Source organism: Streptomyces sp. NP-1717, from assembly GCF_022695985.1.
In the GTDB taxonomy this organism is placed as follows: domain Bacteria; phylum Actinomycetota; class Actinomycetes; order Streptomycetales; family Streptomycetaceae; genus Streptomyces.
Map to the genome: position 1 here is coordinate 42933 of NZ_JAAPBF010000026.1, position 15284 is coordinate 58216.

The window sequence follows — 15284 nt, forward strand, 5'->3', positions numbered from 1 at the left end:
CCATGGAGGTGACAAACGGCGAAATTCCGGCGGTCGGTCCGACTCCCCCGCTCCCGGGGGCCGCGTACCGGCCGGGTACGGACCGACCGCCCACGCCTCCTTACGAGGTCAGCCACTCCCGCAGCCGGTTCTCGCAGTGCGTGATCCGCTCGACGGCCACGTGCTCGTCCCGCTTGTGGGCGAACAGCGCGTCCCCCGGGCCGTAGTTGACCGCGGGCACCCCGAGCGCGCCGAAGCGTGAGACGTCCGTCCAGCCGAATTTGGGCCGGGCGCTGCCGCCCACGGCCGCCATGAAGGCGGCGGCGGCGGGGTGCGAGAGGCCGGGCAGGGCCGCGCCCGAGTGATCGTCCACGACGAACTCCCGGACCCCGCAGTCGGCGAACACGGCGCGTACGTGCTCCACCGCCTCCTCCTCGCCCCGGTCGGGCGCGTAGCGGTAGTTGACCACCACGGTGCACGCGTCGGGGATGACGTTGCTCGCCACGCCGCCCTCGATCGCCACGGCGTTCAGGCCCTCCCGGTACTCCAGTCCGTCGATCACCGGGCGGCGCGGCTCGTACGCGGCGAGGCGGGCCAGGATCGGCGCGGCGGCGTGGATGGCGTTGGACCCCGTCCAGCTGCGCGCCGAGTGCGCCCGCTCGCCCTCCGTACGGAGGTGGATCCGCAGAGTCCCCTGGCAGCCGCCCTCGACCTGCGCGTCGGAGGGTTCGAGCAGGACGGCGAAGTCCGCCTCCAAGAGATCGGGGCGGGCCGCCGCCACATGACCCAGGCCGTTGAGGTCGGCGGCGACCTCCTCGTTGTCGTAGAAGACGAAGGTGAGGTCGCGGTTGGGCCCGGGGACGGTCGCGGCGATGCGCAGCTGGACGGCGACGCCCGACTTCATGTCGGTGGTGCCGCAGCCCCAGAGGATGCCGTTCTCGTCGAGCCGGGAGGGCACGTTGTCCGCGATCGGGACGGTGTCGATGTGCCCGGCCAGGATGACTCTCTCGGCCCGTCCGAGGTCGGTACGCGCCACGACGTTGTTGCCGAACCGCTCGACGGTGAGATGCGGCAGGGCGCGCAGCGCCTCCTCGACGGCGTCGGCGAGGGGCTTCTCGCCGCCGCTGACGGACGGGATGTCGACGAGCCGGGCGGTGAGCTCCGGGGCGTCCAGCGTGAGGTCCAGCACGGTTCCAGGCTTCGTTTCGGGCATGGCCAGACCCTACGACGTGGCCCGTGTCCGGCGGGCGCGGGAGGCGGCGGGCGGACGGGTCCCGCCGGCCGGCGGTGCCGGTACCGTGTGCTGCGTGTCCGAGACCGCCTCCCCTCCCCGCCGCGGGCGACTCCTGCGCTTCGCCGCCGCCCTCACCGTGCTCCTCGCGCTGGCCGGCTACGTCGCGGTGCGGTACGTGTCCGGCGACACGGGCCCGCCGCGCTGCACGGCGCGGGCCGCCGAGTCGTCCGACGGCGACGTGCCCACCTACGAGATGAGCCCTGAGCAGGCCGCGAACGCCGCCACGATCTCGGCGGTCGGCACCACGCGCGGCATGCCCGAGCGCGCCGTCACGATCGCCCTGGCGACCGCTCTCCAGGAGTCGGCGCTGCGCAACATCGACTACGGCGACCGGGACTCCGTCGGTCTGTTCCAGCAGCGTCCCTCGAAGGGCTGGGGCACGGTCGAGCAGATCCTCGACCCGGTCTACTCGGCGGGGAAGTTCTACGCGGGTCTCGCCGAGGTGCCCGGCTATTCGCGGCTGCCTCTCACGGAGGCGGCGCAGCGCGTCCAGCGCAGCGGTTTCCCGCAGGCGTACGCGAAGCACGAGCCGGACGCCACGCTGCTGTCCGCCGCGCTCACCGGCCGGTCCGCCGCGACGCTCACCTGCACGGGCGCGAGCGACGGCGAACCGGGCGATCCGGCGAAGGTGCGGGCGGCCCTGTCGCGCGCCTTCGGGCCGGAGGTGCTGCCGGGCAGCGAGGGCGCCGACCCGGCCGCCGGGGGCGGCGAGGCGGGCGGTCAGGCGGACGGTCAGGCCGGGGAACAGGCCGACGGGCGGGCCGGGGCGAAGGGGCCGGTCGAGGTCGAGGTGCCGGTCGGCGGCTCGGACCGGGCCCGCGGCTGGGAATTCGCCCACTGGGCCGTCGCGCACTCCGCCGATCTGCGGATCGCCGAGGTCTCGATCGGGAACCGGGTGTGGAGCGCGGCGAAGTCCGGCCAGGGCTGGCGGAAGACGGAGGGCCAATCGGGTCCGGAGAAATCCGCCGCGAACGACGTTCGAATTCGTATCGCGCAGTAGCACGACGAGGTCGCCCGGACGGGTTAGTCACGGCGGATCCGGGCGGCATTGCGGCGTCTCACCAGGCGGTTCCCTCGCACGGCGGCAAATCCCTTGCCCCGAAAGAGAAGTGACGGTTCGCCAAGTTTCTGCGGCGAGGATCCTTTGACCGTTTTTATCCATGCCCGATAATGCGACGCATTACTAATTCTTTACCTTTGTACACCGCATCCTCCGGTGCCCTCCGAGGGGTTGTCACTGCGTCCGCTCACTGGACACGACAATTTCCTCTCCCGTCGAAGGAGCATCATGTCCCTCCCCCTGACCCGTCGGATCGCCCGTGCCGCGCTGCTTGTCGCGGCGGGCGCAGCCCCCGTGGTCGGTGCGGCCGGCTCCGCCAGCGCGGCAACCCTCCCGCAGGCCGCCGACCTCGGTGGCGTCTCCCAGCTGGACGGCGCCGCCCTCGGCAGCACCCTCGACAGTGGCGCCCAGAAGGCGACCGGCGTGGCGGGCGAGGCCGGCAGTGACGCGGTCGCCTCCTCCGTCCCGGCGGCCGGCAAGACCCTCGGCGGCGTCGCAAGGAAGGCGACCCCCGTCGCCCAGCGGGCGGCCGGTCAGGCCGCCGGCGGCGCCGGTGAGACCCTCGGCGACGCGGCGACGTCCGCCACCGAGAACGGTCTGCCGACCGACTCCCTCGGTGGCGGCCTGCCCACCGGCAAGCTCCCCGTCAACACCCTGCCCCTCGGCTGATCCCAGCCGGTCGGGACGTACGCGTACGTGAAGGAGCCCGGGGAGTGCATGCTCCCCGGGCCCCTTCACGTACGAGGCCGGCGCGCGCCGGCCTCGTACGGAGTCTCAGCCGAGCCGCTTGACCGCGGCCTCCACGCGCTCGTCGGTCGCCGTGAGCGCCACCCGTACGAAGCTGTCCCCCGCGGGTCCGTAGAAGTCGCCGGGCGCCACCAGGATCCCCAGCTCCGCCAGGTGCGCCACCGTCCGCCAGCACGGCTCGTCGCGCGTCGCCCACAGGTACAGGCTCGCCTCGCTGTGCTCGATCCGGAAGCCGTGGCCCTCCAGCGCCGCGCGCAGGGCGGTGCGCCGGGCCGCGTACCGCGCCCGCTGCTCCGCGACGTGCGTGTCGTCGCCGAGCGCCGCCGCGGTCGCCGCCTGCACCGGCGCCGGCGTCATCATGCCGCCGTGCTTGCGGATCTGGAGCAGTTCGCCCAGGACGGCCGCGTCGCCCGCGAGGAAGGCCGCGCGGTAGCCGGCCAGGTTGGAGCGCTTGGAGAGCGAGTGGACGGCCACGACGCCCTCGTACGAGCCGCCGCAGACGTCCGGGTGGAGCACGGAGACGGGCTCGGCCTCCCAGCCGAGTTCCAGGTAGCACTCGTCACTGAAGAGCAGCACCCCGTGCGCGCGGGCCCAGGCGACGATCCGGGTCAGCTCGGCCTTGTCCAGGACCCGTCCGGTCGGGTTCGACGGCGAGTTGAGCCAGAGCAGCTTCAGGCCCGCCGGGTCGAGTTCGGTCGGGTCTTCGTAGGGGACGGGTTCCGCGCCGCACAGCCGGGCGCCCACCTCGTACGTCGGGTAGGCGAGCCGCGGATGGGCGACCCGGTCGCCGGGGCCGAGGCCGAGCTGGGTCGGCAGCCAGGCCACCAGTTCCTTGGAACCGACCACCGGAAGGACGTTGGTGTGCGCGACGTCGCGCGCGCCGAGCCGCCGTTCGGCCCAGCCCGTCAGCGCGTCGCGCAGCTCGGCCGTCCCCCACACCGTGGGGTAGCCGGGCGAGTTCGCCGCACCGACCAGGGCGCGTTGGATCAGCTCCGGGACCGGGTCGACCGGGGTCCCGACGGAGAGGTCCACGATGCCGTCCGGGTGGGCCGCCGCTGTCGCCTTGTAAGGCTCCAGCTTGTCCCAGGGGAAGACCGGAAGTCGCGAAGAGACTGCGGACACGGTGCTCACTTTCTCGACACTGCTCACTTTTCGGTACGCCGGGGAAAACACCGCGGTCCCGTACGGCGGCGTGCCGTACGGGACCGGGAGCCGTGCCCGTCAGTCGTTCTGGGGCTGCGGCGGCAGTGCGGCGATGACGGGGTGGTCACGCTCGATCAGACCGAGCTTGGAGGCGCCACCGGGGGAACCGAGCTCGTCGAAGAACTCCACGTTCGCCTTGTAGTAGTCCTTCCACTCCTCCGGGGTGTCGTCCTCGTAGAAGATCGCCTCGACCGGGCAGACCGGCTCACAGGCGCCACAGTCGACGCATTCGTCCGGATGGATGTACAAGGACCGGGAGCCCTCGTAGATGCAGTCGACCGGGCACTCTTCGATGCACGCCTTGTCCTTGAGATCCACACAAGGCTGCGCGATGACGTAGGTCACGCTGTCGTTCCTCCTCGATAGGGCGCGGCGGGCCATCTGCGGCTCCGTCCACGGGCGCGCGGGAGCGCGGCGTCGTCGATGCCCGGACCTAGTATCTCCGTTCCTGGGCACGATCCGCACAGGAGGGGCGCACAGAGCTGTGGAATTCACGACCGGGGCACGGCTGGAGGTCCGTATCACCCCCGCTGACGTGGGCAGACGCGTATCGGTACGCCGTCTGACCGGCGCCGGCGACGGCGCGGAGAAGTTCACCGACACGGTCGGTGTTCTCACATCCTGGGACAACGGTGTGGTCCTCGTCACACGCCGCACCGGTGAGACGGTCCGGATCGCGGAGTCCTCGCTCGTCGCGGGCAAGGTCGTCCCGGCCGCCCCGGCGAGGCGGCGGGGGCCCGCCGCATCCTTCCGGGAGCTGACCCGGGTGGCGGCGCGGGCGTGGCAGCCCGTCGAGCGGGAGGCGCTCGGCGAGTGGGAACTGCGGGCGGCGGGCGGATTCACCCGGCGGGCCAACTCGGCGCTGCCGCTGGGTGAGCCGGGAATGCCCCTGGACGAGGCCCTGGGGCGCGTACGGAGCTGGTACGGCCGCCGGGACCTGCCGGCGTACATCCAGGCCGCCACGGGCGGCGAGGGGACGCAGGAGCCGCTCTGCGCCGGACTGGAGGCGCGGGGCTGGGTGCGGGAGGTGACGGCCGAGACGCGCGTCGGCGCGCTCGCGCCGCTGGCGGACGGGCCGTCCTCGGGGACCGGCCCGGCGTCCGGCGCGCGCGTACGGCTGGAGCGCGTCTGCGACGAGGCGTGGCTCCGCCGCTACCAGCGCTTCGAGGAGCCGGGTCCGCACGTGCTGCGGGTGCTCGGCAGCGGGCCGTCCGTGTGGTTCGCGTCGGTGGACGGCGACGACGGCGTACCGGCGGCGATCGGCCGGTGTGTCGTCGACGGGCGCTGGGCCGGCTTCATGGCCGTCGAGGTCGATCCCGCGCGGCGGCGCCAGGGGCTGGCGAGCACGGTGATGCGCGCGCTCGCCGGGCGCGCCCTGGACGAGGGCGCGTCCGCGGCGTGGCTCCAGGTGGAGTCGGACAACGACGCGGCCCGCGCTCTGTACGAGGGCATGGGATTCACCACGCATCACCTGTACCACCACTTCCGAGCCGCGTGAGGAGCCACGGACCGGCCATGGAACCTGAACCGTCATCGACCGCCCGGCGGAGCCTGTTCGCCGCCGAGGCCCGCGCCGAGCGCCCCGATGTCGCGCTGCTCTGCCTCCTCATCGGTACGGAGGCGGACGCGGCGCTCGACGAGGCCGGGCTCGACGCGGCGCAGATCGAACTCGACCGGCTGGCGGGGATGCTGCCGTTCGGTCTCGAAGGACCGCGCGCCTGGGCCACCGCGCTGGCCGACCTGCTGGGCACGCGCCTCGGGTTCCGGGGCAGCCCGGGCGAGTACCGGCGTCTGGAGGCCTCGCTGCTGCACGAGGTGCTGCGCCGCAGGCGCGGGCTGCCGATCCTGCTGTCCGTGCTGTGGACCGAGGTCGCGCGCCGCGCGGGGGCGCCGGTGTACGGGGTGGCGCTGCCCGGCCACTTCGTCGTCGGCCTCGGCGTGCCGGAGGAACCGGACCAGCAGGTCCTGGTGGACCCGTACGCGGGCGGCAGGCTCCTGACGCGGCAGGACACCGAGACGCTGGTCACGGGGGCGACAGGGGCCCCTCTGGAGCCCTCCATGCTGAGTCCGGCCGAACCGCTGCACGTCGTGGTCCGCATCCTGAACAACATCCGCGCGTGGGCGTCGACCCGCCCGGAGCGCGGCGATGTCGCGCTGTGGGGGGTCGAACTGAGCCTGCTGCTCCCGTCCCATCCGGCCCGGCTCCGTTACGAGCGCGCCCAACTGCTCGTGCGGCGCGGGGAGTTCCTGGCCGGGGCCACCGAGATGGAGGAGTACGCGGAGGTGGTGGCGGCGGTGGAGCCGTCGACGGCGGACATGATCCGTCACAAGGCGCGGGCCGCCCGCGCGATGCTGAACTGACGGCGGACGGGGCCCACCGGCCGGCCGACGCCGAAGCGCCGGACGGACCGTGCGGTCCGTCCGGCGCTTCGGGGATGTGCGACCGGGTCCTAACCCTGCGGGTCGAGATCGATCTCGGCGGTGCGCTCCTCCGGGGTCGTGCCCAGCAGCGGCTTCTGCATCGCCTGCGCCACGTCCGCCGCCGACAGCGGGTGTTCCTTGCCGTCGGCCTTGGTGATCGTGAGGCCCTCGAAGACGCCGTCCAGCAGCTCCTCGATCGCCCCCCGGTCGTAGACCTCGACCAGTTTGCCGTCGATCGCCTTCATGGACAGGATCTGCGGCAGCGACCGGTCGGGGCCGAACTGGATCTGCCTGCCACCCGCCTTTATCGTGATCAGACCGGACATCGCGGGCTCCGCGAAGTCCTTCATCGCACGGTCGAGTTCGGCCTGGTCGATCGTCGGTTCGCGGGAACTGATGGGCAGTTCGACGCTGTTGGGCTCGCCCGTCTCGACCTGGGCGCGGTAGGCGTCCTTCACCGAGATCATCGAGCGCTCGACGTCAAGTGCCTTGCCCGCCTTGCCCGGTACGGGGACGGCCTTGCCCGGCTCGAACCTGATCGTGCCGTCGGACGCCGAGCCCGAGTCGCCCGCGAGGTCGGTGAGCGCGACGCGCAGCTTCTCCTCGTCGACGGGGATCACCGGTTCGGTGACCCGTTCGCCGCCGAAGAGCGAGCCGATCACGGAGACCGGGTTGTAGTCGCTGCCCGCGGCGCTGCGCACCGTGGCCTGGCTGTCGAGGCTGAGCCCCGCCTTGTCGGGCCCGAGCTCCTCCTTCTTGCCTCCGACGGAGAGCTGGAGCGGTGCGGTCGAGCGCTTGCCGAGCGCCGCGTCGAGCTTGTCCACCGCGTCGTCGCGGGTGCCGCCGCCGATGTCCACACCGAGGACGGTGGTGCCCTTCGGCACGTCGGAGTGGTTCAGCAGCAGTCCGGCGCCGTAGGCGATCGCCACCAGCGTGACGATGCCCACGCCGGCGCCCATCAGCTTGGAGCGCCCCTTCTTCTTGGGAGGCGGGCTCGTCGTCCGCGCGGGCGCCGGGCCGGAGCCGGGGCCTGCGGGCGTCCCGGCCGACGGTCCGGGCGGGCCGGGGAAGTCCGGCGACGAGAAGTCGGAGTTGCCGCCTCCGTGGGACGAGGGCCCGGCGGACATGGGGCCGCCGGGGGGCGCGGGCAGCTGGCCGTCCTGGAGCCGTCCCCCGGACAGGTCGGCGCGCGGCACCGGGCCCGTCTGGGAACCGGCGGACGGGAACGGCGCGCGGCTCTCCGAGGGCACCACCGGGATACCGCTGGTCAGCGTGTCGCCCGAGACGTGCGGGCCGGGCCCGCCCGCGGGCTCGGGGACCTGCTGCTGCGGGGTCAGTATGGCGGTGTCGTCGGACATGCGCGGCCGTCCGCCGCGGTCGTCCCGGTCGTCACGACCGGCCGGTGCCGGAGGGGCCGGGGAGGCTCCCAGGTCGGCGCCCGGCGGCAGGTCCAGGAAGGCGAGCGACGACGTGCCGCTCGCCGGGCCCGTGGTCGGTCCGTCCGGCGCGCCGGAGCCGGACGCCGGGGGGCCGCCGCTGCCCGGCGGCATGAAGGCGTTGCCGCCCGCGGCCTGCGGGCGCGGCACGCCCGCACCGCCCCGGGTGTCCGGTCCGGGGTCGGAGCCGTACGGCAGGTCGGACCGCCCGCCGCCGCCGGTGCCGGGTCCGGGGGCCGTCGCGGCGGCTCCCGCGCCCATGGCGCCGCCGAGCGTGCCCCCGCCGGGGGACTTGCGCGGCGCGAACCAGTCGCTCGTCGCGGGTTTGTCGGCCGCCGGCGCGTCCGCGTCGGGCGCGCCGGTGTCGGGACCGGCGCCGGAACGCGGCGCGCCGCCCGTGTCGTCCGCGGCCCGGCCCGGAGGCTCCGGCGGAGCTGCCGGGCCGCCCTGTCCGGACGGACCGGCGGCGGTGTCGCTCATGGGCGTACGCATGACGACGGGCGGAATCGGCCGCGAACCCGGGATGTTGATCCGGATGCGTGTGGTCAGCGTTGTCTCGGTCTTCGGCTCACCCGGCTGGGCCGGGGCCTCGGCTGTCTCCTCCGGAGCGTCCTGCTCAGGGTGCGGCGACGGATACTGGCGGGATCCGTACGGCGGTGTGCCCGAGGGGTACGCGGCTCCGCCGCGCCCCTGGGGACCGGAGGACGAACTGTCAGTTTCACGACTCAAAGCAAGTTCTCCCGGGTTGGCTCCGCCGCCCGTTCTTACTGGTACTCAACTGTGTGGGTCCCCCAGGCCGGAGGCCAGGGGACGGCCCGGAGCGCGCACCACCATACTGTCCTGCGCCGGACCACACCCGACGACCGGGGGAAGCGTTTATTCCACCGACCGTACGGAGGGGGTCAATTCGGGCCGACGGGTACGGGAAGGGCTCGTCACTTTCCAAGTCGGCCGGACTCGGCGACCGGTTGCGGTGACCGCGACATGGTGGCACACATCACAGCCACCATCGCACCGCCCAGCAGGTAGACGACCGGTCCCAGTCCGGCGGCGAAAATCCCGTCGCCCTCCGGGCGGCCGAGACTCAGGCCGATGACGGCGATCAGCCAGCCCGCGGCGGGGGCGCCGACGCCGAGCGAGGTCCCGGTGGCGGTCCGGCCTCCGTAGAAGAGGCCCGCGGAGCCGAGCAGCGCGAGGATCAGACCGCCGGGGAACAGGCCGCCCTGGACCAGGGCGCCCGCCGTGCCGACCACCAGACCGAGGACCACGAGACCGAGGTACGCGGCGATGCGGCCGGGTCTGGGCGGGGTCGCGAGCCAGGCGCCGGGCTCGCCGCGCCCCGCCCCTCCCGCACCGGTGGCACCGCCTGTCACACCACCCGCACGAGTAGCCGCGCTGGCGCGCGTCGCACCCGCACGGGCACCACCTTTCGCACCGGACGCCCGCTGGGCACCGCCCGGCTCCCCCACACCGGCCGTCTCCCCCGCACCGCTCGTCGCCTTCGGGCGACCCGGCCGGCCCGTGCGTTCCGCACCCCCGCGCCCGCCCTCACGCCCGCTCACACGCCCACCCCGGCGAAGAGATCCGTCTCACGTGCGCCCGCGTCCGCGCCGGAGGCGCCCTTCACCAACTGGTAGTACTCCGTGGTGAAAAGGGGCTGCCCCAGGCCGTTGGAGAGCGCGAAGAAGGCTCCGTCCACAACGATCTGGGTCTCGTGGGCGCGCATCGCCGCGGCCTTGTGCGCCGCGTACGCCGTCCCGTCGATCTCCGCCGTGATCTCGCCGTCGTCCACCACGCCGGGGACGTCCCCGATGTCCGCGACGCCCCCGAACTCGGGCCCGGAGGCGCGCAGTCGGGCGAAGCCCTCCTCGGCCGCCGAGCGCGGCACCCGGTTCCAGTAGATCTTCGCGATCGTGTGCGGGTCGCCGAGCGCGGGCCGGAAGCCCGCGTCGGCGGCCAGTTCGGCGGCGCGCGTGGCCACGCGGTGGGTCTGGATGTGGTCGGGGTGGCCGTAGCCGCCGTGCGGGTCGTACGTGACCAGCACCTGCGGCCGTACGGCGCGGACGACCTCGACCAGGTACGCGGCGGCGGTGTCCACGTCCGCGCCCCAGAAGGCGTCCTCGCGGTCGTTCTGCGGGAAACCCATCATCCCGGAGTCGCGGTACCGCCCACGGCCGCCGAGCAGCCGGTGGTCGCCGACGCCGAGTTCCCGCATCGCCGCGGCGAGTTCGCCCTCACGGTGCGCCCCGAGCGCGCCGGGGGCACCCGTCGGCTCGCCGCCGGGCGCCAGATGGGCGAGCGAGGGCGGGATGACCTCGCCCTCCTCACCGAGTGTGCAGGTCACCAGGGTGACCCGGGCGCCCTCGGCCGCGTACCTGGCCATCGTGGCGCCGTTGTTGATCGACTCGTCGTCGGGGTGCGCGTGGACCAGGAGCAGACGACGCTCGGGAAGATCGGTCATGCGCACAGCGTACGAGGCGAGTCCTCATGCGGGCGCCCGGCGGGGCGGGCGCGCGTGAGCACGGGCGGGAACCCGAAGATCTAGAACTGGATGTCGCCGATCATCCCCGCCACGTTGCTGGTCAGTTCGGTGATCGTGGGAGCCACCGAGGAACTGGCCAGGTAGAAGCCGAGTAAGACGCAGACGAACGCGTGTCCACCTTTCAGCCCGGATTTCCGGACCAAGAGGACGACAATGATCGCCAGCAGCACCACCGCCGAAATCGAGAGTGCCACGGCGGTTCACCTCCACAGATGTTCGGCGGATATTCGATCGGGACGAGCAACACGCATGTGCCGGCGGGTACATACCCACTTGGCGCTATGGATCATAACTATCCGGCGGAACGCATCGATCGGTGCACGGCAGCACACGGGGGCGCACGAACGGCTGGGACGGACGCTAGGTTCGGTCGTATGACCTCAGGGCAACAACTCTCGTTTCCTCGCCAGTACGCAAGGACCCAGCGGTTCACGCTCGGTGCTCCGCGCGCCTTCACGGTGTCCCCCGACGGTTCGCGGGTGGTCTTCCTCCGGTCCGCCTCGGGAACGGACCGTACGAACCGTCTGTGGGTGCTCGACCTCGACGACGGATCGGGTACGGCGCGCGAGCGGATCGCCGCCGACCCGGAAGACCTGATGGCGGGCACGCCCGAGGAGCTCTCGGCCGAGGAGCGCGCCCGCCGGGAGCGGAGCCGTGAGGGGTCCGCGGGCATCGTCGGCTACGCGACCGACGGCGCCGCCGAGTTGGCGGCCTTCGCCCTGTCGGGGCGGCTGTTCACCGCCGAGCTGCGCGCGGGGACTTCACGCGAACTGCCCGTACCGGGACCGGTGATCGACCCGCGGCCGTCGCCGGACGGGCGGCACATCGCCTACGTGGCCGAGGGCACGCTGCGGGTGACGGGCGCCGAGGGGGACGGCGACCGCGCGCTGGCGGCTCCGGAGGACGGCCGGACCACCTATGGTCTGGCCGAATTCATCGCCGCCGAGGAGATGGCCCGCTCACGCGGATTCTGGTGGTCGCCGGAGTCGGACCGGCTCCTGGTAGCGCGGGTCGACGGGGCGGACGTCCAGCGCTGGTGGATCGCCGACCCCGCGCACCCGGACCGCGAACCGGCGGCGATCGCCTATCCCTCGGCGGGCACACCCAACGCTGACGTGCGGCTTTTCCTGATCGGGCTCGACGGTTCACGTACGGAGGTGGTCTGGGACCGGACCCGGTCGCCGTATCTCGCGGCCGTCCACTGGTCGTCGGCGGGCGAGCCGCTGCTGCTCGTCCAGGAGCGGGACCAGCGTGCTCAGCGCTGTCTGTCGGTCGACACGGAGAGCGGCGAGACGCGGCTCCTGCACGAGGAGAAGGACCCGGCTTGGCTTGAACTGGTCTCCGGCGTACCGGCCTTGACGCCCGGCGGCGAACTGGTGCGCGTGGTGGACATCCCGGACGGCGAGAGCGGCGCGGACACCGACAACGGCGGGACCGGCCGGGAGAGCGGGAGCGGCGGGGACGGTACGGGAGCGGGTCACGGCGCGCGGGTGCTGTTCGTCGGCGACCGGGCCCTCACCGGGCCGGAGCTGCAGCTGCGCGCGGTGCTCGACATCGGCGAACGGGACGTGCTGGTGTCGGCGGCGGCGGGTGTGGCCGCCGAGTCGCCCGAGACCGGCCAGATCCACGTCTACCGGGTCCCCTACGGGGACGGCGGCCCCGTGCCCGGCGGCGGGGACGAGGCCGGGGAAGCCGCTCCGTGGGGCCCTGAGCGCGTCTCGGAGGGTGTGGGCGTCCATACCGCCGTCCGCGTAGGCGGGGTCACGGTGATGGCGTCGGCACGGCCCGATGTCAGCGGAACACTGGTACGCGTGCTGAGGGAGGACAAGCAGCTCGCCGTCGTCACCTCCTACGCACAGCAGCCGAATCTGACCCCGCGCGTACAACTCACGGAGGGGGGCGCACACCGAATTCCGTGCGCCGTTCTGCTCCCCACCGCGTACCAGGAGTCGGACGGTCCGCTTCCGGTGCTGCTGGATCCCTACGGCGGGCCCCACGGACAGCGCGTGCTGGCCGCGCACAATCCGTACCTCACGTCACAGTGGTTCGCCGACCAGGGCTTCGCCGTCGTCGTCGCGGACGGCCGGGGCAGTCCCGGCCGCTCCCCCGGCTGGGAGAAGGCGGTCAAGGACAATCTGGCGCTCACCCTGGACGACCAGATCGAGGCGCTGGAGGCGCTCGCCGAGCGGTTCCCGCTGGACCGTTCGCGGGTGGCCATCCGCGGCTGGTCGTACGGCGGTTACCTCGCCGGGCTCGCCGCGCTGCGCCGCCCCGACGTCTTCCACGCGGCGATCGCGGGCGCGCCCGTCACCGACTGGCGGCTGTACGACACCCACTACACGGAGCGCTATCTCGGCGATCCGGCGACGGCGGCCGAGGTCTACGCGGCCAACTCGCTGGTCACCGACGACGGGCTGTCGCGGCCGGCGGACCCCGCGCGGCCGTTGATGATCATCCATGGTCTGGCGGACGACAACGTCGTGATGACGCACACGCTGCGGCTGTCGTCGGCGCTGCTGTCCGCGGGCCGCCCGCACGAGGTGCTGCCGCTGACCGGGGTGACGCACATGACGCCGCAGGAGCAGATCGCGGAGAACCTGCTGCTGCTCCAGGTGGACTTCCTGAAGCGTTCGCTCGGGATGACGTAGGGGCACCGCCCCTCACCCGGTCCTCCGCGCCGTCCGGCCGGCCGCCCTCACCAACCGGGCGGCGGGGACGAGGGCGGTGGCGGCCCGAATCCGCCGCCGCCCTGTCCGTACCTCTGCGGCTCGGGCTGCCCCCACGCCGGTCCGTGGGCCCCCGCCCCCGGCATGTCCTCCTCGCCCCTGCGGGCGAGCGCGAACAGCGCCAGGGTGCCCGCGCCGAGCCCGAACAGCAGGCTGGCGAGGGAGAGTTGTTCGACGGTGGTCAACTCGCCGAAGCGGTCGAGCTGTTCGTACCGCAGAGCCGTCGCGAGAGCCGCCCCGCCGAGCCCTGTCAGCAGCGCCGCGGCCACCATGCCGAGCGGCCGTGAGAACGGTGTGCCGAAGAGCGCCCCCACGGCCGCCGCGAGGCAGAGCAGCACGATCGCCGCGTTCAGCCAGCCGGGCGGAGTGCCGAGGAGGGGCATCAGGACCGACTCGCCGGTGACACGGTCGAAATACGCGTCGAGGCCGAGCCGCTGCCCCCAGTAGACCTCCCAGGCCGCCCAGATGCCCGCCGCGGCGCCCAGCAGCAGGAAGGCGGTCACGGCGACGCCCTGCGCCGGCCGGGTCGGCGTCAGCGCGTACGCGGAGTCCGGCACTCCGCGCCCGGCCACGGCCGTGACGATCAGTACGACGGCCGCCGCGAGGACGCCGAAGGAGCAGAGCAGGGCGCGGGTGCGCAGATCGTCCGGGGCCCGGCCGTCCATCCACGACGAGCCGAGCACCCAGAGGCCCGGCAGCCGGACGGCGAGCGTGAGGGCGCCGGCGGCGAACAGCGCGGACGCGGCCACCGCCGAGCGCATGACGGTGACGGCCACGACCGTGTGGACGGCCAGCAGCACGGGGTCGAGCAGTGAGGTCACCGGCGGGGACGCCGCCCGGATCTCGCCTTGACCGGCCCAGAACCACCAGAGGTCGACGGGCCTCTCCGTCTCCAGCAGGTCCCGCACGATCCACGCGGCGGTGACGGCGGCGAGCGCGGCGCACAGGACAGCGCCGGTGATCCGAGCCCCGCGGGTGAATATCACACTGCGATGGTCCCGGCTGAACGCCGCGAGAACAAGGGCACCGGCGGTACCCCGGCGCTCGCGCCCCGCCCGGCGGGCGACCGGCCGGGACCTCAGGATCCCGGCCGGTCCAACGGCACCCGCACGGCCGTACGTCGACCAATGTGACCCGTCCGTATATCGGCCAGGCGTCGGCCGAGTTTCCTGCGTGTCAACGGAGTTGACGTCTCAATCACCTCTCCTTGTCCAAATCCTGCCCCTGCTCACCGCCCTCGCCCTCCGTCCCGGCAGCCCCTCCGGGCCCGGCCGTGGCCGGCACCACCTGCCGTTCCTCGGCGAAGTGGCACGCCGAGTCGTGCTCCGCGGGCCCCTCCGTCCCCCGGAAGACCGCGGGCACGGCCAGCAGCGGCACCTCCAGCGCGCACCGCTCCTGCGCCTTCCAGCAGCGGGTACGGAACCGGCAGCCGGACGGCGGGTTCGCCGGCGAGGGCACCTCACCGGTGAGGATGATCCGTTCGCGGTGGACGCGGGCCGCCGGATCGGGCACCGGCACCGCGGAGAGCAGCGCCTGCGTGTAGGGGTGGGTGGGGTGGTCGTAGATCTGGGTGTCCGTGCCGATCTCGATGATCCGCCCGAGGTACATGACCCCGACCCGGTCGGAGATGTGCCGGACGATCGACAGGTCGTGCGCGATGAAGACGTAACTCAGGTCGAACTCGTTCTGGAGCCGTTCCATCAGGTTGATGACCTGTGCCTGCACGGACACGTCGAGCGCGGAGACGGGTTCGTCGGCGACGATGACCTCGGGCCGCAGCGCCAGTCCGCGTGCGATGCCGATGCGCTGGCGCTGGCCGCCGGAGAACTGGTGCGGGTACCTGTTGATGTACTCCGGGTTCAGTCCCACGACGTCC

At 73.2% G+C, this 15284-nt stretch carries 14 protein-coding genes; 5 read left to right on the forward strand and 9 right to left on the reverse strand.

Annotated features, from left to right (window positions below; genetic code table 11):
- Positions 1 to 100 precede the first annotated feature (100 nt).
- Entirely contained in the window at positions 101 to 1192 is a 1092-nt protein-coding gene (gene dapE, locus GXP76_RS08590) for a succinyl-diaminopimelate desuccinylase (protein ID WP_242570835.1), read from the reverse strand.
- Between the two features lie 94 nt (positions 1193 to 1286).
- Between dapE and GXP76_RS08595 the strand changes: the two genes are divergently transcribed.
- Positions 1287 to 2273 (forward strand): hypothetical protein, encoded by a 987-nt coding sequence (locus GXP76_RS08595; RefSeq protein ID WP_242570836.1) that lies wholly within the window; start codon positions 1287 to 1289, stop codon positions 2271 to 2273.
- 288 nt (positions 2274 to 2561) lie between these two features.
- Positions 2562 to 3002, forward strand: coding sequence for an ATP-binding protein (locus tag GXP76_RS08600; RefSeq protein ID WP_242570837.1), 441 nt, complete (start codon positions 2562 to 2564; stop codon positions 3000 to 3002).
- Between the two features lie 105 nt (positions 3003 to 3107).
- On the opposite strand, the gene GXP76_RS08605 is transcribed toward GXP76_RS08600, so the two are convergent.
- Together GXP76_RS08605 and fdxA are read right to left on the reverse strand one after the other, a co-directional pair.
- Positions 3108 to 4202 carry a bifunctional succinyldiaminopimelate transaminase/glutamate-prephenate aminotransferase gene (locus GXP76_RS08605; RefSeq protein WP_242570838.1) on the reverse strand — a complete coding sequence of 365 codons (1095 nt, stop codon included), beginning with the start codon at positions 4200 to 4202 and terminating at the stop codon, positions 3108 to 3110.
- A 99-nt stretch (positions 4203 to 4301) separates the two neighbouring features.
- On the reverse strand, positions 4302 to 4628 hold the full coding sequence (gene fdxA, locus GXP76_RS08610; protein ID WP_078075238.1) for a ferredoxin: 327 nt from the start codon (positions 4626 to 4628) through the stop codon (positions 4302 to 4304).
- A 139-nt stretch (positions 4629 to 4767) separates the two neighbouring features.
- Between fdxA and GXP76_RS08615 the strand changes: the two genes are divergently transcribed.
- Positions 4768 to 5781 carry a GNAT family N-acetyltransferase gene (locus tag GXP76_RS08615; protein WP_242570839.1) on the forward strand — a complete coding sequence of 338 codons (1014 nt, stop codon included), beginning with the start codon at positions 4768 to 4770 and terminating at the stop codon, positions 5779 to 5781.
- A gap of 17 nt (positions 5782 to 5798) precedes the next feature.
- Positions 5799 to 6644 carry a transglutaminase-like domain-containing protein gene (locus tag GXP76_RS08620; RefSeq protein ID WP_242570840.1) on the forward strand — a complete coding sequence of 282 codons (846 nt, stop codon included), beginning with the start codon at positions 5799 to 5801 and terminating at the stop codon, positions 6642 to 6644.
- A gap of 89 nt (positions 6645 to 6733) precedes the next feature.
- Here GXP76_RS08620 and GXP76_RS08625 read toward each other — a convergent pair whose 3' ends face one another.
- The 4 genes from GXP76_RS08625 to GXP76_RS08640 form a co-directional block, all read right to left on the reverse strand.
- Positions 6734 to 8869, reverse strand: coding sequence for a hypothetical protein (locus GXP76_RS08625; protein ID WP_242570841.1), 2136 nt, complete (start codon positions 8867 to 8869; stop codon positions 6734 to 6736).
- A gap of 206 nt (positions 8870 to 9075) precedes the next feature.
- The gene (locus tag GXP76_RS08630) at positions 9076 to 9513 is read right to left on the reverse strand and encodes a DUF6113 family protein (RefSeq protein ID WP_242570842.1); all 438 of its coding nucleotides are present in this window, start codon (positions 9511 to 9513) and stop codon (positions 9076 to 9078) included.
- 185 nt (positions 9514 to 9698) lie between these two features.
- Complete coding sequence (mshB, locus tag GXP76_RS08635; RefSeq protein WP_242570843.1) at positions 9699 to 10601, reverse strand: N-acetyl-1-D-myo-inositol-2-amino-2-deoxy-alpha-D-glucopyranoside deacetylase; 903 nt, start codon at positions 10599 to 10601, stop codon at positions 9699 to 9701.
- Between the two features lie 80 nt (positions 10602 to 10681).
- Positions 10682 to 10876: a hypothetical protein gene (locus GXP76_RS08640; RefSeq protein ID WP_078075244.1), complete on the reverse strand. Its 195-nt coding sequence runs from the start codon at positions 10874 to 10876 to the stop codon at positions 10682 to 10684.
- 180 nt (positions 10877 to 11056) lie between these two features.
- Here GXP76_RS08640 and GXP76_RS08645 point away from each other — a divergent pair, with 180 nt between their 5' ends.
- Positions 11057 to 13330, forward strand: a complete 2274-nt coding sequence (locus GXP76_RS08645) for a S9 family peptidase (protein WP_242570844.1) — start codon at positions 11057 to 11059, stop codon at positions 13328 to 13330.
- Positions 13331 to 13377: 47 nt separating this feature from the next.
- On the opposite strand, the gene GXP76_RS08650 is transcribed toward GXP76_RS08645, so the two are convergent.
- Together GXP76_RS08650 and GXP76_RS08655 are read right to left on the reverse strand one after the other, a co-directional pair.
- Positions 13378 to 14394 (reverse strand): hypothetical protein, encoded by a 1017-nt coding sequence (locus tag GXP76_RS08650; RefSeq protein WP_242570845.1) that lies wholly within the window; start codon positions 14392 to 14394, stop codon positions 13378 to 13380.
- Between the two features lie 211 nt (positions 14395 to 14605).
- Positions 14606 to 15284 (reverse strand): ABC transporter ATP-binding protein (locus GXP76_RS08655; protein WP_242570846.1); only part of this gene is annotated, 679 nt, incomplete at its 5' end.